This is a genomic window from Citrobacter sp. Cpo032, assembly GCF_030332975.1.
In the GTDB taxonomy this organism is placed as follows: Bacteria; Pseudomonadota; Gammaproteobacteria; order Enterobacterales; family Enterobacteriaceae; genus Citrobacter; species Citrobacter portucalensis.
In genome coordinates this window covers 205,042-229,833 of sequence record NZ_JAOWGU010000031.1, presented here as the reverse complement: position 1 = coordinate 229,833, position 24,792 = coordinate 205,042, and the positions used below count along the sequence as shown (strand labels likewise).

The 24,792-nt window shown below is 53.4% G+C and carries 18 protein-coding genes and 2 pseudogenes; 15 read left to right on the top strand and 5 right to left on the bottom strand.

The genetic code is table 11. From position 1 onward, the window contains the following. The first annotated feature begins 87 nt into the window (after positions 1 to 87). Complete coding sequence (gene mrcA, locus OGY33_RS01710) at positions 88 to 2,640, top strand: peptidoglycan glycosyltransferase/peptidoglycan DD-transpeptidase MrcA (RefSeq protein WP_003827669.1); 2,553 nt, start codon at positions 88 to 90, stop codon at positions 2,638 to 2,640. A gap of 105 nt (positions 2,641 to 2,745) precedes the next feature. Here the strand turns inward: mrcA and nudE are convergent, their stop codons facing one another. Further along, entirely contained in the window at positions 2,746 to 3,306 is a 561-nt protein-coding gene (gene nudE, locus OGY33_RS01705) for an ADP compounds hydrolase NudE (RefSeq protein ID WP_003827667.1), read from the bottom strand. A gap of 322 nt (positions 3,307 to 3,628) precedes the next feature. On the opposite strand from nudE, the gene igaA reads away from it, so the two are divergent. The 4 genes from igaA to hslO all read left to right on the top strand — a co-directional run bounded on the left by igaA (position 3,629) and on the right by hslO (position 7,810). Further along, positions 3,629 to 5,764 (top strand): intracellular growth attenuator protein IgaA, encoded by a 2,136-nt coding sequence (gene igaA / locus OGY33_RS01700; protein WP_032945218.1) that lies wholly within the window; start codon positions 3,629 to 3,631, stop codon positions 5,762 to 5,764. 62 nt (positions 5,765 to 5,826) lie between these two features. Continuing rightward, entirely contained in the window at positions 5,827 to 6,495 is a 669-nt protein-coding gene (gene yrfG / locus OGY33_RS01695; protein WP_003023533.1) for a GMP/IMP nucleotidase, read from the top strand. Between the two features lie 10 nt (positions 6,496 to 6,505). Further along, positions 6,506 to 6,907, top strand: a complete 402-nt coding sequence (gene hslR, locus OGY33_RS01690) for a ribosome-associated heat shock protein Hsp15 (RefSeq protein ID WP_003837900.1) — start codon at positions 6,506 to 6,508, stop codon at positions 6,905 to 6,907. A 24-nt stretch (positions 6,908 to 6,931) separates the two neighbouring features. Continuing rightward, positions 6,932 to 7,810, top strand: a complete 879-nt coding sequence (hslO, locus tag OGY33_RS01685) for an Hsp33 family molecular chaperone HslO (RefSeq protein ID WP_003023531.1) — start codon at positions 6,932 to 6,934, stop codon at positions 7,808 to 7,810. Positions 7,811 to 7,919: 109 nt separating this feature from the next. Here the strand turns inward: hslO and OGY33_RS01680 are convergent, their stop codons facing one another. Next, complete coding sequence (locus OGY33_RS01680; RefSeq protein WP_191238056.1) at positions 7,920 to 9,638, bottom strand: DUF4153 domain-containing protein; 1,719 nt, start codon at positions 9,636 to 9,638, stop codon at positions 7,920 to 7,922. A 378-nt stretch (positions 9,639 to 10,016) separates the two neighbouring features. Here OGY33_RS01680 and pckA point away from each other — a divergent pair, with 378 nt between their 5' ends. Continuing rightward, positions 10,017 to 11,639, top strand: coding sequence for a phosphoenolpyruvate carboxykinase (ATP) (gene pckA / locus OGY33_RS01675; protein ID WP_003023529.1), 1,623 nt, complete (start codon positions 10,017 to 10,019; stop codon positions 11,637 to 11,639). A 74-nt stretch (positions 11,640 to 11,713) separates the two neighbouring features. On the opposite strand, the gene envZ is transcribed toward pckA, so the two are convergent. Further along, positions 11,714 to 13,066 carry a two-component system sensor histidine kinase EnvZ gene (gene envZ, locus OGY33_RS01670; protein ID WP_003827658.1) on the bottom strand — a complete coding sequence of 451 codons (1,353 nt, stop codon included), beginning with the start codon at positions 13,064 to 13,066 and terminating at the stop codon, positions 11,714 to 11,716. Next, entirely contained in the window at positions 13,063 to 13,782 is a 720-nt protein-coding gene (ompR, locus tag OGY33_RS01665) for an osmolarity response regulator transcription factor OmpR (protein ID WP_001157751.1), read from the bottom strand. The genes envZ and ompR overlap by 4 nt, the downstream gene beginning before the upstream one ends. A gap of 225 nt (positions 13,783 to 14,007) precedes the next feature. Between ompR and greB the strand changes: the two genes are divergently transcribed. The 6 genes and pseudogenes from greB to OGY33_RS01635 all read left to right on the top strand — a co-directional run. Continuing rightward, positions 14,008 to 14,481 (top strand): transcription elongation factor GreB, encoded by a 474-nt coding sequence (gene greB / locus OGY33_RS01660; RefSeq protein ID WP_003023524.1) that lies wholly within the window; start codon positions 14,008 to 14,010, stop codon positions 14,479 to 14,481. Between the two features lie 98 nt (positions 14,482 to 14,579). Beyond that, positions 14,580 to 16,913 (top strand): Tex family protein, encoded by a 2,334-nt coding sequence (locus OGY33_RS01655; RefSeq protein WP_191238055.1) that lies wholly within the window; start codon positions 14,580 to 14,582, stop codon positions 16,911 to 16,913. A 432-nt stretch (positions 16,914 to 17,345) separates the two neighbouring features. Continuing rightward, entirely contained in the window at positions 17,346 to 17,573 is a 228-nt protein-coding gene (gene feoA / locus OGY33_RS01650; RefSeq protein WP_003023519.1) for a ferrous iron transporter A, read from the top strand. Between the two features lie 18 nt (positions 17,574 to 17,591). Then, the gene (gene feoB, locus OGY33_RS01645) at positions 17,592 to 19,910 is read left to right on the top strand and encodes a Fe(2+) transporter permease subunit FeoB (RefSeq protein WP_008786334.1); all 2,319 of its coding nucleotides are present in this window, start codon (positions 17,592 to 17,594) and stop codon (positions 19,908 to 19,910) included. A gap of 11 nt (positions 19,911 to 19,921) precedes the next feature. Next, positions 19,922 to 20,158, top strand: coding sequence for a [Fe-S]-dependent transcriptional repressor FeoC (feoC, locus tag OGY33_RS01640; RefSeq protein ID WP_003023516.1), 237 nt, complete (start codon positions 19,922 to 19,924; stop codon positions 20,156 to 20,158). A 233-nt stretch (positions 20,159 to 20,391) separates the two neighbouring features. After that, positions 20,392 to 20,895: pseudogene (locus tag OGY33_RS01635) on the top strand (Rpn family recombination-promoting nuclease/putative transposase); the annotation flags it as partial. Positions 20,896 to 20,939: 44 nt separating this feature from the next. Here OGY33_RS01635 and bioH read toward each other — a convergent pair. Beyond that, positions 20,940 to 21,710: a pimeloyl-ACP methyl ester esterase BioH gene (gene bioH / locus OGY33_RS01630; RefSeq protein ID WP_048215399.1), complete on the bottom strand. Its 771-nt coding sequence runs from the start codon at positions 21,708 to 21,710 to the stop codon at positions 20,940 to 20,942. 37 nt (positions 21,711 to 21,747) lie between these two features. On the opposite strand from bioH, the pseudogene gntX reads away from it, so the two are divergent. The 3 genes and pseudogenes from gntX (at position 21,748) to gntT (ending at position 24,755) form a co-directional block, all read left to right on the top strand. Continuing rightward, a pseudogene (gntX, locus tag OGY33_RS01625) lies at positions 21,748 to 22,435 on the top strand (DNA utilization protein GntX). Between the two features lie 58 nt (positions 22,436 to 22,493). Continuing rightward, positions 22,494 to 23,069, top strand: a complete 576-nt coding sequence (gene nfuA / locus OGY33_RS01620; RefSeq protein ID WP_003023509.1) for a Fe-S biogenesis protein NfuA — start codon at positions 22,494 to 22,496, stop codon at positions 23,067 to 23,069. A 369-nt stretch (positions 23,070 to 23,438) separates the two neighbouring features. Continuing rightward, positions 23,439 to 24,755 carry a gluconate transporter gene (gntT, locus tag OGY33_RS01615; protein ID WP_003023507.1) on the top strand — a complete coding sequence of 439 codons (1,317 nt, stop codon included), beginning with the start codon at positions 23,439 to 23,441 and terminating at the stop codon, positions 24,753 to 24,755. The last annotated feature ends 37 nt before the right edge of the window (positions 24,756 to 24,792 follow it).

Genomic DNA, 24,792 nt, shown 5'->3' with positions numbered 1-24,792 from the left:
CGGGTATATCAATGCGTCTGGCTTGCCTTTATACTACCGCGCGTTTGTTTATAAACTGCCCAAATGCCACTAAATGGGAAATCTCCAGTGAAGTTCGTAAAGTATTTATTAATCCTTGCAGTATGTTGCATCCTGCTGGGAGCAGGCTCGATTTATGGCCTTTATCGCTATATCGAGCCGCAATTACCTGACGTCGCGACGCTCAAAGATGTGCGTTTACAGATCCCGATGCAGGTTTACAGCGCTGACGGCGAGCTAATCGCGCAATATGGCGAGAAACGTCGAATCCCGGTCACGCTGGATCAGATGCCGCCGGTAATGGTTAAAGCCTTTATCGCCACAGAAGACAGCCGCTTTTATGAGCACCATGGGGTAGACCCGGTGGGGATCTTCCGTGCGGCCAGCGTCGCATTGTTCTCAGGTCACGCATCGCAAGGGGCGAGTACTATTACCCAACAGTTGGCGAGAAACTTCTTCCTCAGCCCGGAACGTACGCTGATGCGTAAGATCAAAGAAGTGTTTCTGGCGATCCGCATTGAACAACTGCTGAGTAAAGATGAGATCCTCGAACTGTATCTGAACAAGATCTATCTGGGGTATCGCGCCTATGGCGTGGGTGCTGCCGCGCAGGTCTATTTCGGTAAGACGGTGGATCAACTCAGCTTAAGTGAAATTGCGGTGATTGCCGGTCTGCCAAAAGCGCCGTCAACCTTCAACCCGCTCTATTCGATGGACCGTGCAACCGCGCGACGTAACGTTGTACTGTCGCGTATGTTGAGCGAAAACTACATCACGCAGGCCCAGTACGATCAGGCGCGCGGCGAGGCCATTGACGCCAACTACCACGCGCCGGAAATCGCGTTCTCTGCACCGTATCTGTCTGAAATGGTGCGCCAGGAGATGTATAACCGTTATGGCGAAAAAGCCTATGAAGACGGGTATCGCATCACCACCACCATTACGCGCAAAGTACAGCAGGCAGCTCAGCAGGCAGTACGTAACAACGTGATGGATTACGACATGCGCCACGGCTACCGCGGCCCGTCGAACGTGCTGTGGAAAGTGGGCGAAAGCAGTTGGGACAGCAAGAAAATTACCGATACGCTGAAAGCGCTGCCGACTTATGGCCCCCTGCTGCCGGCGGTTGTTACCAGCGCCAATCCACAGGAAGCCATTGCCGCGTTAGCGGATGGTACATCAGTGTCATTACGGATGGATGGTATGCGCTGGGCGCGTCCTTACCGTTCGGATACTCAACAAGGCCCAACGCCGCGTAAAGTGACTGACGTAGTACAGACTGGCCAGCAAATCTGGGTACGCCAGGTGGGAGATGCCTGGTGGCTGGCGCAAGTGCCGGACGTCAACTCCGCCCTGGTCTCCATCAATCCGCAAAACGGCGCGGTGCTGGCGCTGGTTGGTGGTTTTGACTTCAACCAGAGCAAGTTTAACCGTGCAACCCAGGCGTTACGCCAGGTGGGCTCCAACATCAAGCCATTCCTGTATACCGCCGCCATGGATAAAGGTCTGACGCTGGCGAGCATGCTCAACGACGTGCCAATCTCCCGCTGGGATGCCGGTGCTGGTTCTGACTGGCAGCCGAAGAACTCCCCGCCGCAGTACGCCGGTCCTATCCGCTTACGTCAGGGGCTGGGTCAGTCGAAAAACGTAGTGATGGTACGCGCCATGCGCGCTATGGGCGTGGATTACGCGGCAGAGTATTTGCAACGTTTCGGTTTCCCGGCACAGAACATTGTGCATACCGAGTCACTGGCGCTGGGTTCGGCTTCGTTCACGCCGTTGCAGGTGGCGCGCGGTTACGCGGTGATGTCTAATGGCGGCTTCCTGGTCGATCCGTATTTCATCAGTAAGATTGAAAGCGATATGGGCGGCGTTATCTTCGAAGCGAAGCCGAAAATTGCCTGCCCGGAATGCGATATTCCGGTGATATATGGCGATACCCAGAAATCTAATGTGCTGGAAAACAGTAACGTAGAAGATGTCGCCGTCTCGCAAGAACAGCAGAATGCCGCCGTGCCTATGCCGCAACTTGAGCAGGCAAACCAGGCTCTGGTCGCGCAAAGCGGCACACAGGAGTACGCTCCGCACGTGATCAACACGCCGCTGGCCTTCCTGATTAAAAGCGCGCTGAACACCAATATCTTTGGTGAACCAGGCTGGATGGGAACCGGTTGGCGCGCAGGTCGCGATTTACAGCGCCATGATATCGGTGGGAAAACCGGGACCACCAACAGCTCTAAAGATGCGTGGTTCTCCGGTTACGGACCAGGGGTAGTAACGTCGGTATGGATCGGTTTTGATGACCATCGCCGCAACCTTGGTCATACAACGGCTTCCGGCGCGATCAAAGACCAAATCTCCGGCTACGAAGGCGGTGCGAAGAGTGCACAGCCTGCATGGGATGCTTACATGAAATCCGTGCTGGAAGGTGTGCCTGAACAGCCACTGACGCCACCGCCGGGTATCGTGACGGTCAATATCGATCGCAGTACCGGTCAACTGGCGAGCGGCGGTAACAGCCGTGCAGAGTATTTCATTGAAGGTACTCAGCCAACGCAGCAGGCGGTACACGAGGTAGGGACAACCATTATCGATAATGGTGAGACACACGAACTGTTCTGATCGATTGCCGGATGGCGCTTCGCTTATCCGGCCTACAATTTCGGTACAATTATTTGATCTTCCGGAATTTTGTAGGCTGGATAAGGTATCAGTTGGCAATCGTAATTAAAGCCGTCCCTGCCCTTTCAGCCATTCACGGACGAGGAACAGCGCACTGACATTACGTGCTTCATGAAAATCAGGATCTTCCAGTAGGTCCATCAAATGCGCCAGCGGCCAGCGCACCTGCGGTAATGGCTCGGGTTCATCACCCTCCAGCGATTCAGGATATAAGTCCTCTGCCACCACGATGTTCATCTTGCTGGAGAAATAAGATGGCGCCATGCTGAGTTTCTTTAAAAACGTCAGATCTTTTGCGCCAAACCCCACCTCTTCTTTCAGCTCCCGATTCGCCGCCTCAAACACGCTTTCGCCAGGATCGATTAATCCCTTGGAAAAACCCAGTTCGTAGGACTCCGTCCCGACCGCGTACTCGCGAATAAGGATCAGATGGTCGTCAACAATCGGCACAATCATTACCGCTTCACGCGTGGATGGACGCATACGTTCATAAACGCGGCGTACACCATTGCTGAACTCAAGGTCCACGCTTTCGACCTTAAACAGCCGGGATTGGGCGACGGTTTCCACTTTCAAAATCGTGGGTTTCTGTAATGATTTGCTCATTGTGAGGATCTATGCTGTGAAATCTGGGGTTATTGTGCGATATACCGCACGGTTTCGGCAATGTGAATTGCCGTTTATTTACATTTATGTAACGTACTAAAAGTTAATCCCTATTTCAAATTAAAAGTCAATAGGTTGAAATAACTCCAGGAATTTGCTGATATTCCATTTTTGGTGATTTTGCTATGATTCGCATTTACTGGGCTGTACTTAAAGATGCTCAAGTTCGACTCCACACTTGCCGATAGCCAACCACAGAATCACGAATATTGAACAGGGTGCGACTGACCACGCCTGACAGACTAAGTAAGATGGGGAAAGCATGAGCACCATTCTGATTTTTTTAGCTGCTTTGCTGGCCTGCTCATTGCTTGCAGGATGGCTACTCAAATCAAAATCCAGGCAGAAAAATTTACCCTTGAGCAGCGTCTTCTCAGACGCCTCGAAACGTAAACTCACACCTGAAGAACGCAGCGCAGTCGAAAACTATCTCGAAAGCCTTAGTCAAATTCAGCAAGTTCCTGGTCCAACAGGAGCCAGTGCTGCGCCGGTCTCATTAACGTTGAATGCCCAAAGTAATAGCGTCATCGTGCTTACTCGTTCGATTACACGTTACGGCATTACCACCGACGATCCTAACAAATGGCGCTACTATCTTGATTCCGTTGAGGTACATCTTCCCCCTTTCTGGGAACAATACATCAACGACGAAAACAGCGTTGAGATAATCCACACCAATACGATACCGCTGGTTATCTCGTTGAACGGCCATACGCTGCAGGAATATATGCAGGAAGCGCGAGGTTATGCGTTACAGCACACCGCTTCTACCCAGGCTTCCATTCGTGGTGAAGAAAGTGAGCAGATTGAACTGCTGAATATTCGCCAGGAAACCCATGAAGAATATGCGCTCAGCCGCCCTTCGGGATTGCGCGAGGCGTTGCTGATAACCGCCTCATTCCTGCTGTTCTTTTTCTGTTTGGTTATCCCGAACACGTTTGTTCCGTGGGCAGTTGGTGGCGCGGTATTGCTGTTAGCTGCGGGTCTGTGGGGATTGTTCGCCCCGCCGTCTAAAAGCGCCCTGCGGGAAATTCATTGTCTGCGCGGTACGCCGCGTCGCTGGGGATTGTTTGGCGAAAACGACCAGGAACAAATTAATAATATCTCGCTGGGTATTATTGATCTGATCTACCCACCTCACTGGCAACCTTACATCGCCCAAGACCTTGGCCAGCAAACGGATATCGATATTTATCTCGATCGCCACGTTGCCCGCCAGGGGCGTTTTTTATCTCTGCACGATGAAGTGAAAAACTTCCCGTTACAGCACTGGCTGCGCAACGCCGTCATCGCAGGCGGCTCGTTGCTGGTACTACTGATGCTGCTGTTTTGGATCCCGCTGGATATGCCGATAAAGGTCACGCTCTCCTGGATGAAGGGCGCGCAAACTATCGAAGCAACCAGCGTTAAACAGCTCGAAAACGCGGGCGTTCGCGTGGGTGACACGCTGCACCTGAGTGGTACGGGTATGTGTAACATTCATACCCAAGGGAGCTGGAATGCGCAGCCTGCCACGCCGTTTATGCCTTTCGATTGCTCGCAAATTATCTGGAATGACGCGCGCGCATTGCCGCTGCCTGAGTCTGACCTGGTGAATAAGGCTACCGCCCTCACGCAGGCAGTGAGCCGTCAGCTGCATCCCAAACCTGACGATGACTCTCGCGTCAGCGCTTCGCTACGCTCGGCAATCCAAAAGTCCGGCATGGTGTTACTGGACGATTTTGGTGAGATTGTCCTGAAAACGGCCGATCTGTGTGCAGCCAAAGATGAATGTGTACGCTTAAAGAATGCACTGGTTAACCTCGGTAACAGTAAAGACTGGGCCGCGCTGGTGAAACGGGCAAACGCAGGCAAACTGGATGGCGTGAACGTGCTACTGCGTCCGGTAAGCGCAGAGTCGTTGGATAATCTGGTGAATACCTCTACGGCACCGTTTATTTCACGCGAGACTGCGCGAGCAGCCCAGGCGCTGAATAGCCCTGCCCCTGGCGGTTTCCTGATTATCAGCGACGAAGGCAGCGATCTGGTCGATCAGCCGTGGCCGACGACCTCGTTATATGACTATCCGCCTCAGGAACAGTGGAACGCCTTCCAGCGCCTGGCGCAGATGCTAATGCAGACGCCGTTTCGCGCGGAGGGGATCGTCACCAATATTTCGACTGACGCCAATGGTACCCAGCACATTGGCCTGCACCGTATCCCGGATCGTTCAGGATTATGGCGCTACCTTGGCACGACGCTGCTGATGTTCTCCATGCTCGGATGCGCTATCTACAACAGCATACAGGCATTCAGACGCTACCAGCGTCACCGCACCCGCATCGCGGAAATTCAGAGCTACTATGAAAGTTGCCTCAATCCAACACTGATTGACAACCCGGAAAGCCTGATTCGATAACACGCTCGCGCGCCAGGATATGCTACCCTGTCGCGCATCATGTTTTCTTCTGGGGAGTTTCCATGCATATCAATATTGCCTGGCAGGATGTCGACACCGTGTTGTTAGATATGGACGGCACGCTGCTCGACCTGGCATTCGATAACTATTTCTGGCAAAAACTGGTGCCGGAAACCTATGGCGCGAAGCAGGGTATCTCTCCTCAGGAAGCTCAGGACTATATTCGTCAGCAGTATCATGCCGTGCAGCATACGCTAAACTGGTATTGCCTGGATTACTGGAGCGAGTGCCTGGATCTGGATATTTGCGCCATGACCACGGAACAGGGACCGCGCGCCGTTTTGCGCGAAGATACCGTACCGTTTCTTGATGCCTTAAAAGCCAGCGGCAAGCGCCGCATTTTGCTCACCAACGCGCATCCGCATAATCTGGCGGTGAAGCTTGAGCATACCGGTCTGGCCTCACACCTTGATTTATTACTTTCCACCCACACATTTGGTTATCCCAAAGAGGATCAGCGGTTATGGCACGCTGTGGCTGAAGAAACGGGAATGAGTGCAGAGAAGACGCTGTTTATTGACGACAGCGAACCCATTCTCGACGCCGCTGCTCTGTACGGTATTCGTTACTGCCTCGGCGTAACCAATCCCGACTCCGGCATCGCCGAAAAACAGTACGCACGCCATCCGTCACTGAATGACTACCGCCGACTGATCCCCTCACTGATGTGAAGGAGACGCCATGAAAGAAAAGCCCTCTGCTGAAGTCAGGCTGGATAAATGGCTGTGGGCTGCACGCTTTTACAAAACGCGTGCGCTAGCCCGCGAAATGGTTGAAGGCGGTAAGGTGCACTACAACGGCCAGCGCAGTAAGCCAAGCAAGATTGTCGAGCTGAACGCCACCCTCACCCTGCGCCAGGGAAATGACGAACGAACGGTCATTATCAAGGCCATTACCGAGCAGCGTCGCCCGGCAACGGAAGCCGTTACGCTGTATGAAGAAACCGCGGAAAGCGTGGAAAAACGCGAAAAAATGGCGCTGGCGCGTAAACTTAACGCGTTAACCATGCCGCACCCGGACAGACGACCGGACAAGAAAGAGCGCCGCGACCTGTTACGATTTAAACACGGCGACAGCGAGTGACTGTCACCTGCAAGAGAGATGATTATGCCGCAACATGACCAATTACATCGTTATCTGTTTGAAAACTTTGCCGTGCGCGGCGAGCTGGTGACCGTTTCGGAAACCCTGCAACAGATCCTCGAAAATCATACTTACCCGCAGCCGGTCAAAAACGTGCTGGCTGAGCTGCTGGTTGCCACCAGCCTGCTCACCGCCACGCTGAAGTTTGCCGGTGATATCACTGTGCAGTTGCAGGGTGATGGTCCGCTGAGCCTGGCCGTCATCAACGGCAACAACAACCAGCAGATGCGCGGCGTGGCCCGCATGCAGGGTGATATTCCTGAAGATGCCGATCTGAAAACGCTGGTGGGCAACGGTTACCTGGTGATCACCATTACCCCGGAAGAAGGCGAGCGTTATCAAGGCGTGGTCGGTCTGGAAGGTGACACGCTGGCAGCGTGTCTGGAAGATTACTTCATGCGTTCTGAACAGCTGCCGACACGCCTGTTCATCCGCACTGGCGACGTCGATGGCAAACCCGCTGCTGGCGGAATGCTGCTGCAGGTAATGCCGGCGCAAAACGCACAGGCAGATGATTTCGATCACCTGACCGCCCTGACCGAAACCATCAAAGCCGAAGAGCTGCTGACGCTGCCGGCCAACGAAGTGCTGTGGCGCCTGTACCACGAAGAAGAGGTTACTCTCTACGATCCACAGGACGTTGAGTTCAAATGCACCTGTTCACGCGAACGCTGCGCAGGCGCACTGAAAACGTTGCCGGACGAAGAAGTGGACAGCATTCTGGCGGAAGAAGGCGAGATCGATATGCACTGCGATTACTGCGGTAGTCACTATCTGTTTAACGCCATGGATATTGCTGAGATCCGCAGCAATGCCTCCCCTGCCGATCCCCAGGTGCATTAATCACTGTCTTGCCTGATGGCACGGCGCTTATCAGGCCTACGGAAAAACTGTCGTAGGCCGGATAAGGCGTTCGCGCTGCCATCCGGCAAAAACGATGTCGGCAACACACTCACTCGGTGTAATAAGTCATCGGCAGTCTTTTGCCATCAATAGTGATATCCCGCCAGATTCTGGGGGCTGAGCCCAGTTGCTGATTCGCCACCGCCTGCAGCAATTTATCCTTATTGAATCCTTCAGGTAGCCTGGCAACAGCTAACAAATCCCATTTGTTTTTTTGCACGCCGAAGACCAGACTCTCCCCATCGCCAAAGGCATATAACACCTGCTCAGGATGACCATCCGCATTGAGGTCCTGACTCACCAGTACGCACGCATTCTGCTCAGCACAAGAGGTGATGCGATACCCCTGTGTTTTGACAAACGCCCAGAACGCATCGTCTGGCTTCTGGCTCCCCGGAGCAATCACAACCTTCGATACTAACTGTGTTGCGGTTAGCTCTTTAACCGGATCCCGGCGCCCTTGCAGCAGAGAAATCAAGTCGCGTCTGCGTTTACTGTCTTGATTAAACGCCACATCTTTTTGTAATGCTTCCAACGCTGCGCGCCCTGGTTTTCCACTGTGATCCAACATATACAGGCTGACTTGATCCGGTTTAATTTTTCCGCTGTGATACAGCCTCATATGGCTGTTAACGCTGATGCGCCAGGCATCAATAACCGGCGATGACAGCAGAACCAACAGCCCCAACGCCAGCAACGAAACGCCAAGAATGACCGGCCCCTGAAGCTCAAGTGGATTGCGCCCGCGGCGCAAAATGCTGGCCAGATAGCCAAACGACCATACCAGCAGTACCACGACCACCAGCACGCCATACAAACGCTCAGGCGTCCAACCGTACTGTTGTATTCGCACCCACAGTGACCAACCGGCAATCAGCATATAGATAGGCGCGACAATCAGAGAGCATTTGATCAGATAGCGTAACGCGCCAGGATAGGGTAACGCCTCTTTTTGCGGTTCACGCACAATAGCCATCAACAGCAACAGGAGCAGCGTCAGCGTTGACATCAACCCGGCCGCAGACACGCGTTGCGAAATAGCCTCCAGCCCGGTGAAGGGTAAGGTCAGTATGAACATCAGCGCCAACAGCGCGACCAGAGGTAACAGACCGGTGGCGATAAACGTCAGTAATTTTTGTACCGCCGTGACCAGACGCGACTGTGTTCGGGCCAGTACCACTGCCAGTGCGGTAATCAGACCAAAGGCCACATAGCCAAACCAGTCAGTATCAAAGAAGAGCGTGCTGAAGAAGGGAATACCGACCAGCTTAAACATCTCGCTCCATAGAAGGAGCACCAGCCAGAACAAACCGTTGGCGACAAAGACAATCAGCAACGCCAACGCATTAAGCCACAATTGCCGATAAAAATGCGGGTAACGCGCCTGCTCACGAGAGACATGAAGCGAGTACTGAATCCAGGGCAAAGCAAGCATCGCCATCAGCAGTAAGCGCCAACCATAGAACATAAAAACTTCATGTTGCCGCCACTTATCACTGTCCTCGACTTGCCACTTTAGCCAGACACTCATCGCCAGCACGACAACAAAGATCAGCGCCATCCAGTACCACAGCGCGCGTTGTTTGAAAGAAACAACAGTAAGTAAAAGAGCCGAGGTGATCGCAATCGTCGCAGGCATGCCATAGAACAGCCAGCCGTCATTATGGGGCACCAGATATGTCATCAGCAGATAGCATAATGTCCCCTGCAACAGGCCGATGAATATCATGCCCCAACGCGTCGTACGTGAAATTTCAGCACTATCCATGTCAGTATCCAGAATGAAGGGAAAAGCTAATTATCGCATCAACTTCACAATTTTGAGCATTGATAGAGCGATTTCAGACCACGACGACGGGAAGTGAATCGATATTGTTTATGTATAACCCACATTCATTTCTTACGTGAATGCGATTACACTCACAAGATTCCCGCCAAAAACACTCTCCATTAACGTTTTAAGAACATTTTCCACAACAAAAAAGGGTTTCCTGCCATAATATCTGCCTCTTTGTGACAGGAGTCGCAGCGCATTCGGTCGCCCGTGATTTTCCCGGATGCGTAAATCTATGAGCCTTGTCGCGGTTAACAATCCCTAAAAAACCTTACTATTCCAGGTAATACATATTGGCTAAGGAGCAGTGAAATGCGTGTGAACAACAGTTTAACCCCGCAAGATCTCAAGGCTTATGGTATCAATGACGTTCAGGATATCGTTTACAATCCAGACTACGACACGCTTTTCCAGGAAGAACTTGATCCAAACCTGGAAGGTTATGAACGTGGCGTGTTAACGAATCTGGGCGCCGTTGCCGTTGATACCGGTATCTTTACCGGACGTTCGCCAAAGGATAAGTACATTGTCCGTGACGACACCACGCGCGACACGCTGTGGTGGTCCGACAAAGGTAAAGGTAAGAACGACAACAAGCCGCTCTCCCCGGAAACCTGGCAGCATCTGAAAGGATTAGTCACCCAGCAACTTTCCGGCAAGCGCCTGTTTATCATTGATGCTTTCTGCGGCGCTAACGCCGATACCCGTCTTTCCGTGCGCTTCATTACCGAAGTTGCCTGGCAGGCGCATTTTGTCAAAAACATGTTCATCCGCCCAAGCGACGAAGAGCTGGTTGATTTCAAACCTGATTTCATCGTGATGAACGGCGCTAAATGCACCAACCCGCAGTGGAAAGAGCAGGGTCTGAACTCCGAAAACTTCGTGGCTTTCAACCTGACTGAGCGTATCCAGTTGATTGGCGGTACCTGGTACGGCGGCGAAATGAAGAAAGGTATGTTCTCCGTAATGAACTACCTGCTGCCGCTGAAAGGCATTGCCTCCATGCACTGCTCAGCAAACGTTGGGGAAAAAGGCGATGTGGCAGTCTTCTTTGGCCTGTCCGGCACCGGTAAAACCACGCTGTCCACCGACCCGAAACGTCGCCTGATTGGCGATGACGAACACGGCTGGGATGACGACGGTGTGTTTAACTTCGAAGGCGGTTGCTACGCGAAGACCATCAAACTGTCTAAAGATGCCGAGCCGGAAATCTACAACGCGATCCGTCGTGACGCGCTGCTGGAAAACGTCACCGTGCGCGAAGATGGTTCCATCGATTTCGATGATGGTTCAAAAACTGAGAACACCCGCGTTTCCTACCCGATTTATCACATCGATAATATCGTTAAGCCGGTGTCAAAAGCGGGCCATGCTACCAAAGTGATCTTCCTGACCGCCGACGCATTTGGCGTGCTGCCGCCGGTTTCTCGCCTGACCGCAGACCAAACACAGTACCACTTCCTGTCTGGCTTCACCGCCAAACTGGCCGGTACCGAACGCGGCGTCACCGAACCGACCCCAACCTTCTCAGCCTGCTTCGGCGCAGCATTCCTGTCTCTGCACCCAACGCAGTACGCAGAAGTGCTGGTGAAACGTATGCAGGCGGCAGGTGCGCAGGCGTATCTGGTTAACACCGGCTGGAACGGTACCGGCAAGCGTATCTCTATCAAAGATACCCGTGCGATTATCGACGCCATCCTGAACGGTTCGCTGGATGACGCGGAAACGTTCCGTCTGCCAATGTTTGACCTGGCTATCCCGACCGAGCTGCCGGGTGTGGACACTCGCATTCTCGATCCGCGTAATACCTACGCATCTCCGGAGCAGTGGCAGGAAAAAGCCAATGCACTGGCGAAACTGTTTATCGAGAACTTCGAGAAATATACCGATACCCCTGCGGGTGAAGCGCTGGTTAGCGCCGGACCGAAGCTGTAACGAAAAGTGCCGGATGGCGGTTTCGCCTTATCCGGCCTACAGCAACAAAAAGGGAGGCATTTTGCCTCCCTTTGTTATGCGTCTTTCGTGTTGCCCGGCGCGCGAGTGAAGGGAACCGGAAGCCATGCACGAATCGACAACCCACCGCGTTCACTGGTACCAATCTCCAGCATACCGTTATGGTTATCAATAATACGCTGCACAATCGCCAGCCCCAGGCCCGTGCCGCTGGTACTGCGCGCGCTGTCGCCGCGGACAAACGGCTGGAACAGGTGCTTACGCTGCTCCGGCTTGATGCCCGGACCATCATCTTCTACCTGGAACCAGGCGCGATGCTGCTCCATTCCGCTACTGACCTTAATCCAGCCGTTGCCGTAGCGGGCGGCGTTAACCACCATATTGGCAACTGCACGCTTGATCGACAGCGGGTGCATCTTCACCTGAATGCTGCCCGGCAGCAGCGCAGTTTCGATTTCACGTTCGTAGCCGCTTTCTGCCGCAACCACTTCACCCAGCACCGAGTTCAGATCTGCCATCTCCATTGGCATCTCCTGACCGGTACGCAGGTAATCGATAAACTGCTCGATGATGGCGTTACACTCTTCGATGTCCTTATTGATGGACTCCGCGAGATAACCGTCTTCCTCGCCCATCATTTCCGTCGCCAGACGAATACGCGTCAGCGGGGTACGTAAATCGTGGCTCACGCCCGCCATTAACAGTGTACGGTCATCGGCCAGCTGCTTCACGCCCGCGGCCATATGGTTAAAGGCTCGGGTTACGGAGCGCACCTCTGAAGCGCCATACTCACGCAACGGCGGCGGAATGATACCTTTCCCCACCTGCAGCGCCGCATGTTCAAGATCCACCAATGGCCGGTTCTGGATACGGATAAACAGCCACGCCCCACCGATAGCCAGCAGCATAATCGCCAGCGTATAGCGGAACAGTGGTGAAAAATCGCCCTGATGAATTTCCGTAAGCGGCACGCGTACCCAGATATTGGGCGACAGCCAGGTTTTCAGCCACACGACCGGCGAGCTTTTGTTGACCTCAACGCGGACTTCCGTTGGGCCACCCAGCTGCTGCGCCATCTGATGGCTTAAGAATTCATAGTGTTGCGCCCAACGCAGTCCGGCCTCTTCAGCGGCCTCATTGGAATAGAGGGAAATACCCAGCTCACGATAAATTTCCCGGCGGAATGCGGGCGGCACCACCAGTTGCGTACCGTCCTCCAGTTGCAGTTTATCGGTCATCAGCATACGAACTTCGTACGCCAGGACCTTATTAAACTGCTGGAGGCTCGGCAGAATCGCGAAGTTCAGCACTACCAGGTATGTCGTCACCAGGCTGGCAAACAGCAAGGTGACGATGAGCAATAACGTGCGGGCAAACGAACTTCGTGGTGAGAAGCGCATTCGCCTCATGCTTTAGAACCGTCCGGAACAAAGACGTAGCCCAGACCCCATACGGTCTGAATGTAGCGTGGATGAGCCGGATCTTCTTCCACCATGCGGCGCAGACGGGAGATCTGGACGTCGATAGAACGTTCCATCGCAGAATATTCACGACCACGGGCGAGGTTCATCAGCTTGTCTCGCGACAGCGGCTCGCGCGGGTGGCTTACCAGCGCTTTCAGTACCGCAAATTCCCCGCTGGTGAGCGGCATCGGCTCATCTTCGCGGAACATTTCACGCGTACCGAGGTTCAGCTTGAACTTACCAAAAGCGATAACCGCTTCTTCCTGAGAAGGTGCGCCCGGCAGTTCATTCGCCTGACGACGCAGGACTGCGCGAATACGTGCCAGCAGCTCACGCGGGTTAAACGGTTTCGGGATGTAATCGTCGGCACCGATTTCCAGCCCTACGATACGGTCAACTTCTTCACCCTTCGCTGTGACCATAATGATCGGCATCGGGTTGCTCTGGCTGCGCAGGCGACGGCAAATAGACAGGCCATCTTCTCCCGGCAGCATTAAATCCAGCACCATCAGGTGAAAGGACTCACGGGTCAGCAGACGATCCATCTGCTCAGCGTTTGCGACGCTTCGAACCTGGAAGCCCTGCTCGGTCAGATAACGCTCCAGAAGCGCACGCAAGCGCATGTCGTCATCGACCACCAGAATCTTATAGTTCTCTTGCATTGTTATTACTCCCAAAGGTTCGCAACAATTAAGTGTATATTCTTAAGAAAGCTAACGTGAGTCACCAGCGAATTCTGGTATGAATTCCAGGCTAAATTGTTACAAAGCATATTAAACAGCAGCTTAAGTATACAATGTTTCTCGCAATACATTATTTATTCTGTTGATATGCTCACGTAATACTAATTGTGCGCATCATCACAGAGTCGAAGGTAAAACAATAAGATGAAAACGCCCCTGATAACCCGTGAAGGGTATGAAAAACTTAAACAAGAGCTGAATTATCTCTGGCGTGAAGAGCGCCCGGAAGTCACCAAAAAAGTTACCTGGGCCGCAAGTCTGGGTGACCGCAGCGAAAATGCCGACTACCAGTATAATAAAAAGCGCCTGCGTGAGATCGACCGCCGCGTCCGTTATTTGACCAAGTGCATGGAGAATCTAAAAATCGTCGATTACTCCCCGCAGCAGGAAGGCAAAGTCTTCTTTGGCGCATGGGTTGAGATTGAAAATGACGATGGCGACATCCGCAAATTCCGTATTGTTGGCTACGATGAGATCTTCGGTCGTAAAGATTACATCTCAATCGACTCACCAATGGCGCGGGCGCTATTGAAAAAAGAGGTCGGCGATCTCGCAGTAGTAAACACCCCAGGTGGCGAAGCCAGCTGGTACGTGAACGAGATTGAATACGTGAAGTGAGACCGGAACAATCCGAAGCCCCGGCAGATGGCTGGCATTTTTGCCAGTCAATCCGTATAACTATCCCCTGATTTTTTATCCTATAGACGAAGCTATCCATGATGAATGATTCTTTCTGCCGCATTATCGCAGGTGAAATTCAGGCTCGTGCTGAACAGGTAGAAGCTGCCGTTCGCCTGCTTGACGAAGGGAACACCGTGCCGTTTATCGCACGATATCGTAAGGAAATCACCGGCGGTTTGGACGATACGCAACTGCGTAATCTGGAAACCCGTCTGGGATATCTGCGTGAACTGGAAGACCGCCGTCAGGCAATCCTGAAATCTATCGGTGAGCAAGGCAAACTGACCGACGATCTGGCGAAAGCGATCAACGGTACGTTAAGTAAGACCGAACTCGAAGATCTCTATCTGCCGTATAAACCAAAGCGCCGCACCCGTGGGCAGATCGCCATTGAGGCCGGACTGGAGCCGTTGGCAGACCTGCTGTGGAACGAACCATCTCACGACCCGGAAACGGAAGCCGCAAAATATCTCAACACCGAAAACGGCGTGGCGGATACCAAAGCCGCCCTCGACGGCGCGCGCTACATTCTGATGGAGCGCTTCGCTGAAGACGCTGCTCTGCTGGCGAAAGTACGTGATTATCTGTGGAAAAACGCCCATCTGGTTGCCACCGTGGTAAGCGGTAAAGAAGAGGAAGGCGCTAAGTTCCGCGACTACTTCGATCACCACGAACCGATTTCTACAGTACCATCCCACCGTGCACTGGCCATGTTCCGTGGTCGTAACGAAGGCGTGTTACAGCTTTCACTGAATGCCGATCCGCAATTCGATGAGCCACCAAAAGAGAGCCACGGCGAGCAGATTATCCGGGATCACCTGGGACTACGCCTGAACAACGCCCCAGCAGACAGCTGGCGTAAAGGCGTGGTTAGCTGGACCTGGCGCATCAAAGTGCTGATGCACCTCGAAACGGAGCTGATGGGTACCGTGCGCGAACGTGCGGAAGATGAAGCTATCAACGTCTTTGCCCGTAACCTGCATGACCTGCTGATGGCCGCTCCGGCCGGGCTGCGCGCCACCATGGGCCTCGATCCAGGTCTGCGTACCGGTGTAAAAGTGGCAGTGGTTGACGGTACCGGCAAGCTGGTCGCGACCGACACCATTTATCCGCATACCGGTCAGGCCGCCAAAGCCGCCGTTGCCGTTGCGGCGCTGTGTGAAAAACACAACGTTGAACTGGTGGCGATTGGTAACGGTACGGCGTCGCGCGAAACCGAGCGTTTCTTCCTCGACGTGCAAAAGCAGTTCCCGCAAGTGACCGCGCAGAAAGTGATCGTCAGTGAAGCCGGCGCGTCGGTTTACTCCGCATCCGAACTGGCGGCGCTGGAGTTCCCGGACCTCGACGTATCTCTGCGTGGCGCAGTGTCTATCGCCCGTCGTCTGCAGGATCCGTTGGCTGAGCTGGTGAAAATCGATCCGAAATCTATCGGCGTGGGCCAGTATCAGCACGACGTAAGCCAGACTCAGTTGGCGCGTAAGCTGGATGCGGTGGTGGAAGACTGCGTGAACGCCGTCGGCGTCGATCTAAATACCGCCTCCGTACCGCTGCTGACCCGTGTTGCTGGTCTGACGCGCATGATGGCGCAGAATATCGTTGCCTGGCGTGATGAGAACGGTCAATTCCAGAACCGTCAGCAACTGTTAAAAGTCAGCCGCCTGGGTCCTAAAGCCTTTGAACAGTGCGCGGGCTTCCTGCGTATCAACCACGGCGATAACCCGCTGGATGCCTCTACCGTTCACCCGGAAGCTTATCCGGTTGTGGAACGCATTCTGGCTGCCACCGAGCAATCGTTGCGTGATCTGATGGGTAACAGCAGCGAATTGCGTAATCTGAAAGCCGCTGATTTTACCGACGAACGCTTCGGGGTGCCGACCGTCACCGACATCATCAAAGAGCTGGAAAAGCCGGGCCGCGATCCGCGTCCTGAATTTAAAACCGCGCAGTTTGCCGATGGTGTAGAAACCATGAACGATCTGCTGCCGGGAATGATTCTTGAAGGGGCAGTCACCAACGTCACCAACTTCGGCGCATTTGTTGATATCGGCGTGCATCAGGATGGTCTGGTGCATATATCTTCACTGTCGAATAAGTTCGTCGAAGATCCGCACACCGTGGTGAAAGCGGGCGACATTGTGAAGGTGAAAGTGCTGGAAGTGGACCTGCAACGTAAGCGTATCGCGCTGACCATGCGTCTGGACGAGCAGCCGGGTGAAACCAATGCGCGTCGCGGCGGCGGGAATAACGATCGCGCTCAGGGCAATCGCCCGGCACCAAAAGCGGCGAAACCGCGTGGCCGTGACGCACAGCCTGCAGGCAACAGCGCGATGATGGATGCGTTGGCGGCGGCGATGGGTAAAAAACGCTAAGTTTAAACCCTGTGCCGGATGGTGGTGTAAACGCCCTGTCCGGCCAGGTTATCGCAATTAATTTGCAGGCCGGATAAGACGCATGAGCGTCGTCATCCGGCATATTTAATCCATGCCCCGCTTTGCACCACAATATATTTATCACTTCATTAACAGATGAAACCTTAATTAAACATTAAGATCCCCAATAATTACTTCCGCGAATCACTCGTTTCCAACCAGAATAAATATTGAGGAATATCAAAATTGGCTCAAATTATTATCCAATTGTACATTCCGTCACATTTATTCTATTGATGATAGAAACCATTCTCATTATCATTGATTTGTTGATTATTTACTCTTTCCTTACGTTGGCTAATCATCTGGTCTCATGCCGCCCTGTCGCCCCATGAGGTTATCATCCAGTTAGCGAGATATAAGTAGGTCCCTATGCAATTCACTCCTGACAGTGCGTGGAAAATTACCGGTTTTGCCCGTGAAATCAGCCCGGCTTATCGTCAGAAACTGTTGTCACTTGGCATGCTACCCGGCTCATCCTTCAACGTGGTACGCGTCGCCCCGCTCGGCGATCCTATCCATATCGAAACGCGTCGCGTAAGTCTGGTATTGCGTAAGAAGGATCTGGCGTTATTAGAAGTGGAAGCGGTTTCCTGTTAATACAGTGAGTCTATAAAAATGAAAAAACTAACCATTGGTTTAATTGGTAATCCTAATTCCGGCAAGACAACTTTATTCAACCAGCTCACCGGCGCGCGCCAGCGTGTAGGCAACTGGGCTGGCGTTACCGTTGAGCGTAAAGAAGGCCATTTCGCCACGACGGACCACCAGGTCACGCTGGTCGATTTACCCGGCACCTATTCTCTGACGACAATCTCATCGCAAACCTCTCTCGATGAGCAGATTGCCTGCCACTATATTTTAAGCGGCGACGCGGATCTCTTGATCAACGTGGTCGATGCTTCAAACCTTGAACGCAACCTCTACCTGACGTTGCAACTGCTTGAGCTGGGTATTCCCTGCATCGTCGCACTGAACATGCTGGATATTGCTGAGAAACAGCAAATCCGTATCGATATCGACGCCCTCTCCGCTCGTCTTGGCTGTCCGGTGGTTCCACTGGTTTCCACCCGCGCCCGCGGCATTGAAGCACTGAAGCTGGCGATCGATCGCTACAAAGAAAACGACACCGTTGAGCTGGTCCATTATGCCCAGCCGCTGCTGCAAGAAGCTGACTCCCTCGCCGACGCAATGGCCAAAGATATGCCGCTTAAACAGCGCCGCTGGCTGGGCCTACAGATGCTCGAAGGCGATATCTACAGCCGTGCTTACGCCGGTGATGCAGCACAAAACCTTGATGCCGCTGTTGCTCGCCTGAGCGAGACAATGGACGACCCGGCGCTACATATTGCCGATGCACGTTACCAGTGCATTGCCGCTATCTGCGATACCGTCAGTAATACCCTGACGGCAGAGCCGAGCCGTTTCACCACCGCGGTAGATAAAATTATCCTCAACCGCTTCCTCGGTCTGCCGATTTTCCTGTTCGTGATGTACCTGATGTTCCTGCTTGCCATCAACATTGGCGGCGCGCTGCAGCCGTTGTTTGATGTTGGCTCCGTGGCACTCTTTATCCATGGTATTCAGTGGATTGGCTATACGCTGCATTTCCCGGACTGGCTGACCATCTTCCTGGCCCAGGGCCTTGGCGGCGGGATTAACACCGTGCTGCCGCTGGTACCGCAAATCGGCATGATGTATCTGTTCCTCTCCTTCCTTGAAGACTCCGGCTACATGGCGCGCGCCGCATTTGTGATGGACCGTCTAATGCAGGCGCTGGGACTGCCGGGCAAATCGTTCGTCCCGCTGATCGTCGGCTTTGGCTGTAACGTACCGTCAGTGATGGGCGCACGTACGCTGGATGCCCCGCGTGAGCGTCTGATGACCATCATGATGGCGCCGTTTATGTCCTGTGGTGCACGTCTGGCGATTTTCGCCGTCTTTGCCGCCGCGTTCTTTGGTCAGAACGGCGCGCTGGCGGTCTTCTCGCTGTACGTACTGGGTATCGTCATGGCGGTGTTGACCGGCCTGATGCTCAAACACACCATCATGCGTGGCGAAGCAACGCCGTTCGTGATGGAGCTGCCGGTATATCACGTACCGCACATTAAGAGTCTGATCATTCAAACCTGGCAACGTCTGAAAGGCTTCGTTCTGCGTGCAGGTAAAGTCATCATCATCGTCAGCATTTTCCTCAGTGCCTTTAACAGCTTCTCACTGAGCGGGAAAATCGTCGACAACATCAACGACTCAGCTCTGGCTTCCGTTAGCCGCGTCATTACCCCAGTCTTCAAACCGATTGGTGTTCACGAAGATAACTGGCAGGCAACCGTAGGTCTGTTCACCGGCGCGATGGCGAAAGAAGTGGTTGTCGGTACGCTGAACACGCTCTATACCGCAGAAAACATTCAGGAAGAAGAGTTCAACCCGGCAGATTTCCACCTCGGTGATGAGCTGCTCAGCGCGGTAGATGAAACCTGGCAAAGCCTGAAAGACACTTTCAGCCTGAGCGTGCTGGCTAACCCTATCGAAGCCAGCAAGGGCGACGGTGAAATGGCTACCGGTGCAATGGGCGTGATGGGCGAGAAATTTGGCAGCGCCGCCGCCGCGTACAGCTACCTGATCTTTGTTCTGCTGTATGTACCGTGCATTTCAGTGATGGGCGCTATCGCACGTGAATCCAGCCGTGGCTGGATGAGCTTCTCGATTCTGTGGGGCCTGAATATCGCCTACTCTCTGTCGACGCTGTTTTATCAGACGGTCAGCTACAAAGAGCACCCGACCTACAGCCTGGTGTGCATTTTAGCGGTCATCCTGTTTAACATCGTGTTGCTGGGCCTGCTGCGTCGAGCTCGCAGCCGCGTGGACCTCGCACTGCTGGCAACCAACAGGACGGCGAGTTCCTGCTGTTCCAGCACGACTGGCGATTGCCACTAAGGTTATCGACAATGGCATCGCTTATTCAGGTTCGTGATTTACTGGCTTTGCGGGGGCGCATGGAGGCTACACAAATTAGCCACACGCTGCATACCCCGCAGCCCATGATTGACGCCATGCTGAATCAGTTAGAAAAGATGGGCAAAGCGGTGCGGATTCAGGAAGATGCCGACGGGTGTCTTTCCGGAAGCTGCAAAAGTTGCCCGGAAGGTAAAGCCTGCCTGCGCGAGTGGTGGGCTTTACGCTAATCAGATGCTCTTTGCCGGATGGCGCTACGCTTATCCGGCCTACAAATGATGCAAACATCCAGGCCGGATAGCGCGTTTACGCTGATATCCGGCTTTTTTGCGTAATGGATTCCACACAGATTTCATTATTTCAGCAAAAAAGATCTATCCTCCAGCCAGCCACGCATCGTTATTAATTCGTGGATGATTACTGGTAACCTGGGAAGTAGAGTCTCGTCATCTTTTTTCTCAGGTATAGCACCGCGTTTCCACTGATCGATATCACTGTTGTGCCCGATGACGAGATTATGCAGCATCGCCGGATAGCGCTGTTGGAGCTCATCCAAAAGCATATTCGTAAACGCGATTTGATGGGGCTGGTAGAAAAACTGGCCATCCTGCTTGTTAAAGGACACGCTAATGACAACCAGTTGAAAGCCTTGTTTAATTATTTAATGCAGGCTGGTAACACCACACACTTTGGCGAGTTTCTTCATGAAGTCGCCGAACGTTTACCCCAACATAAGGACAAGTTGATGACTATCGCCGAAAGATTACGACAGGAAGGGCACCTTAATGGTCTTCAGGAAGGCCATAGGAAAGGGTTGCAAGAAGGGTTACAAACGGGTCTGCAACAAGGCAAACGAGAGGAAGCATTACGTATTGCATCAACTATGCAGGCTGATGGTATAGACCCACTAACCATCTTCAGAATTACTGGCTTGACCGCTGAGGATCTGGCTACGCGCAGCCATTAATCTCAGGCCCGGCGAGCATGGCACCACCGGGCAACACATCAAATTTATAGTTTCTGTTTTAACGCCACAAGCGCTGCACAGAACTCTACGGGATGCGAGATAAACGGCGCATGCGCCGCTTTGGCAAACACCAAAGACTCGCTCTGCGGCCACAGTGCATCCAGCATCGGGACGACTTTGCGCGGCACCAGCCCGTCAAGATAGCCATACAACCGCAGGAAAGGCATTTCCACCGCGCACAGCGGTTCTCGCAGATCGACCGTTTTCAGGATCTCAAGTCCACCATTGAGCACCTCGACGTCCGGCATGGGTAAAGCCAGTACCGTTTTCTTTAGCGCTCGCGCATCCTGACGCGCAGTTTCTGTGCCCATCGTTTGCAATGCCAGAAAACGCTCCACCGTACGCTGGAAATCTTCGCTCAGCTGCTGCTGGAAACCTGCCAGCACCTCTGGCTTGATTCCCGGCCACTCATCCCGCGCGCTAAAGCAAGGGGAAGACGCGACGGTCGCCAGCGCCTGAACACGCTCAGGATGCGTTAACGCCACCTGACTCGCGACCAGCCCGCCCAGACTCCAGCCGAGCCAGATAGCTTTCTCCGGTGCCTGTTTCAATACCCGCTCAGCCATCTCTTCCAGTGACATTGCACCGAAACCCTGGCTACGACCAAATCCCGGTAAGTCGACAAGATGCAGCGTAAAATGCGAGCTCAGTTCCTCGCTTATGCAATGCCACACTTGCGCATTCAGTCCCCATCCGTGCAGCAGCACAAGATGGCAATTTCCCGAACCCTGGGTCTGCCACCAGATGTCATTCATCAGTTATTGTTCTCTTTTAGCCTGAAAGGATGCATCTATGCTAACAGTACCGGGATTGTGCTGGCTATGCCGAATGCCCCTGACGTTAGGGCATTGGGGGATCTGCTCAGTCTGTACGCGGGCAACGCGTCAACACGCCAGCCTGTGCCCTCAATGTGGACTCCCTGCCGCTCATACCGTCATTCCCTGTGGGCGCTGCCTGCAAAAACCGCCGCCGTGGCAGCGACTGGTTACCGTCAGCGACTATGTTCCGCCGTTGAGCGGGCTTATCCACCAGCTCAAGTTTTCACGACGCAGCGAAACAGCCTCAGCTCTTTCACGTTTGCTATTACTGGAGGTACTACAGACCCGGCGCGCCAGCGGCCTTCTTCTACCGGACAGGCTGGCTGGTCAGCGTCCCGCTCTGGCAACGCCGACACTGGCGCAGGGGGTTTAATCAGAGCGATTTACTGTGCCGTCCGCTGGCGCGCTGGCTGGGTTGCGACTGGGACAGCCGGACCATCTCGCGGGTTCGGGCAACCGCCACACAGCACCATCTCAGCGCCCGATTACGTAAACGTAACCTGAAAAATGCCTTTCGCCTTGAATTGCCGGTGCAGGGACTCCATATGGTTATTGTGGATGATGTCGTCACTACCGGAAGTACCGTCGCGGAAATCGCGCAGCTGCTTTTACGCAATGGCGCGGCGACTGTCCAGGTATGGTGCCTGTGTCGAACCTTGTAGAGCCTCGATGATGGGCGTATTATAACCAAGTAAAATAGTCAACTATTAGGCCATTACTATGATCCATATTTCCGATGCTGCACAAGCGCACTTTGCCAAACTGCTGGCAAATCAGGAAGAAGGGACACAAATCCGCGTATTTGTGATTAATCCCGGCACGCCTAACGCTGAATGCGGCGTTTCTTATTGTCCGCCGGACGCCGTGGAAGCAACCGACACCGCCATTAAATTTGACCTGCTGACCGCATATGTTGATGAACTGAGCGCACCGTATCTGGAAGATGCAGAAATCGATTTCGTTACCGACCAGTTAGGCTCCCAGCTGACCCTGAAAGCACCAAACGCCAAAATGCGTAAAGTTGCCGATGATGCGCCGCTGATGGAACGCGTGGAGTACATGCTGCAATCGCAGATCAACCCACAGCTGGCTGGCCACGGTGGTCGTGTCTCTCTGATGGAAATCACCGATGAAGGCTACGCCATTCTGCAGTTTGGCGGCGGCTGTAACGGCTGTTCAATGGTAGATGTAACGCTGAAAGAAGGTATCGAGAAGCAGCTGCTGGCTGAATTCCCTGAACTGAAAGGCGTTCGCGATTTAACCGAACACCAGCGCGGCGAGCACTCTTACTACTAACGCCCGAACCTGTAGAGTATCCGTAGGCCCGATAAGACGCGCCCGCGTCGCTATCGGGCATTGCTGCCGAATGGCAGCGTAACGGCCTACAACACTGCATTTCTCTGCCTGTGCCCTGCAACAATCCCCCGCATAATTTGACCAGCCTCTCATATTTTAAATTTTGCCTGTCCAGGTGATTTTCAAGCGCAGCATGTTACCCGTATCATTCGTATCAGCACCTAACACACCCATAATAGCCAGTTAAACTGATTAGTTTTGAAGGCAACCAGCATTGGTGCTGAGAATACTCTGTTCCCGGTCGGGACAATCGGAATTTGTCATCTAAACACTGACGTTACCCATAACAAAGTAAAGGCCAGGTAAATCATGCCATTAGTCATCGTTGCTATCGGTGTAATCTTGTTACTCCTCCTGATGATCCGTTTCAAAATGAACGGCTTCATCGCTCTCGTCCTGGTGGCGCTTGCTGTCGGATTGATGCAAGGGATGCCACTGGATAAAGTCATCGGTTCGATTAAAGCCGGCGTCGGCGGAACCCTTGGCAGCCTCGCCCTGATTATGGGTTTTGGCGCCATGCTGGGCAAAATGCTGGCGGACTGCGGCGGCGCACAGCGCATCGCAACCACGCTGATTGCTAAATTCGGCAAAAAACACATTCAGTGGGCAGTGGTATTAACCGGATTCACCGTCGGTTTTGCCCTGTTCTACGAAGTCGGCTTCGTGCTGATGCTGCCGCTGGTATTCACCATTGCTGCCGCTGCTAACATCCCGCTGCTGTACGTTGGTGTGCCGATGGCGGCTGCGCTGTCCGTTACTCACGGCTTCCTGCCACCGCACCCGGGTCCAACCGCTATTGCCACCATTTTCCACGCAGACATGGGTAAAACTCTGCTGTTTGGTACGATTCTGGCAATCCCGACCGTTATTCTCGCCGGTCCGGTATACGCGCGTTTCCTGAAAGGTATCGATAAGCCAATCCCGGAAGGTCTGTACAGCGCAAAAACCTTCACTGAAGAAGAGATGCCAGGCTTTGGCGTCAGCGTCTGGACCTCTCTGGTCCCGGTTATCCTGATGGCAATGCGCGCCGTGGCGGAGATGATTCTGCCGAAAGGCCATGCTTTCCTGACGGTTGCAGAATTCCTCGGTGACCCGGTCATGGCAACGCTGATTGCAGTGCTGATTGCGATGTTCACTTTTGGTCTGAACCGCGGACGTTCGATGGATCAGATTAACGACACGCTGGTGTCCTCAATCAAAATCATCGCGATGATGCTGTTGATCATCGGTGGTGGCGGTGCCTTCAAACAGGTTCTGGTTGATAGCGGCGTGGACAAATACATCGCTTCAATGATGCACGGCTCTAACGTTTCTCCGCTGCTGATGGCATGGTCTATCGCTGCAGTACTGCGTATCGCACTGGGTTCCGCAACCGTTGCAGCGATTACTGCAGGTGGGATTGTGGCACCGCTGATTGCAACGACCGGCGTAAGCCCTGAGCTGATGGTTATTGCGGTTGGTTCCGGTTCCGTCATCTTCTCCCACGTGAACGATCCTGGGTTCTGGCTGTTCAAGGAGTACTTCAACCTGACCATCGGTGAAACCATCAAGTCATGGTCAATGTTGGAAACCATTATCTCTGTCTGCGGTCTGGTAGGGTGTCTGCTGCTGGGTATGGTGGTCTGATAAAACTGAGCCTGATGGCGCTACGCTTATCAGGCCT

Coding starts and splice junctions, on each gene's coding strand:
- nudE (WP_003827667.1), bottom strand. CDS start 3,306: ATGAGCAAATCATTACAGAAACCCACGATTTTGAAAGTGGAAACCGTC.
- igaA (WP_032945218.1), top strand. CDS start 3,629: ATGAGCACCATTCTGATTTTTTTAGCTGCTTTGCTGGCCTGCTCATTG.
- yrfG (WP_003023533.1), top strand. CDS start 5,827: ATGCATATCAATATTGCCTGGCAGGATGTCGACACCGTGTTGTTAGAT.
- hslR (WP_003837900.1), top strand. CDS start 6,506: ATGAAAGAAAAGCCCTCTGCTGAAGTCAGGCTGGATAAATGGCTGTGG.
- hslO (WP_003023531.1), top strand. CDS start 6,932: ATGCCGCAACATGACCAATTACATCGTTATCTGTTTGAAAACTTTGCC.
- OGY33_RS01680 (WP_191238056.1), bottom strand. CDS start 9,638: ATGGATAGTGCTGAAATTTCACGTACGACGCGTTGGGGCATGATATTC.
- pckA (WP_003023529.1), top strand. CDS start 10,017: ATGCGTGTGAACAACAGTTTAACCCCGCAAGATCTCAAGGCTTATGGT.
- envZ (WP_003827658.1), bottom strand. CDS start 13,066: ATGAGGCGAATGCGCTTCTCACCACGAAGTTCGTTTGCCCGCACGTTA.
- ompR (WP_001157751.1), bottom strand. CDS start 13,782: ATGCAAGAGAACTATAAGATTCTGGTGGTCGATGACGACATGCGCTTG.
- greB (WP_003023524.1), top strand. CDS start 14,008: ATGAAAACGCCCCTGATAACCCGTGAAGGGTATGAAAAACTTAAACAA.
- OGY33_RS01655 (WP_191238055.1), top strand. CDS start 14,580: ATGATGAATGATTCTTTCTGCCGCATTATCGCAGGTGAAATTCAGGCT.
- feoA (WP_003023519.1), top strand. CDS start 17,346: ATGCAATTCACTCCTGACAGTGCGTGGAAAATTACCGGTTTTGCCCGT.
- feoB (WP_008786334.1), top strand. CDS start 17,592: ATGAAAAAACTAACCATTGGTTTAATTGGTAATCCTAATTCCGGCAAG.
- feoC (WP_003023516.1), top strand. CDS start 19,922: ATGGCATCGCTTATTCAGGTTCGTGATTTACTGGCTTTGCGGGGGCGC.
- bioH (WP_048215399.1), bottom strand. CDS start 21,710: ATGAATGACATCTGGTGGCAGACCCAGGGTTCGGGAAATTGCCATCTT.
- nfuA (WP_003023509.1), top strand. CDS start 22,494: ATGATCCATATTTCCGATGCTGCACAAGCGCACTTTGCCAAACTGCTG.
- gntT (WP_003023507.1), top strand. CDS start 23,439: ATGCCATTAGTCATCGTTGCTATCGGTGTAATCTTGTTACTCCTCCTG.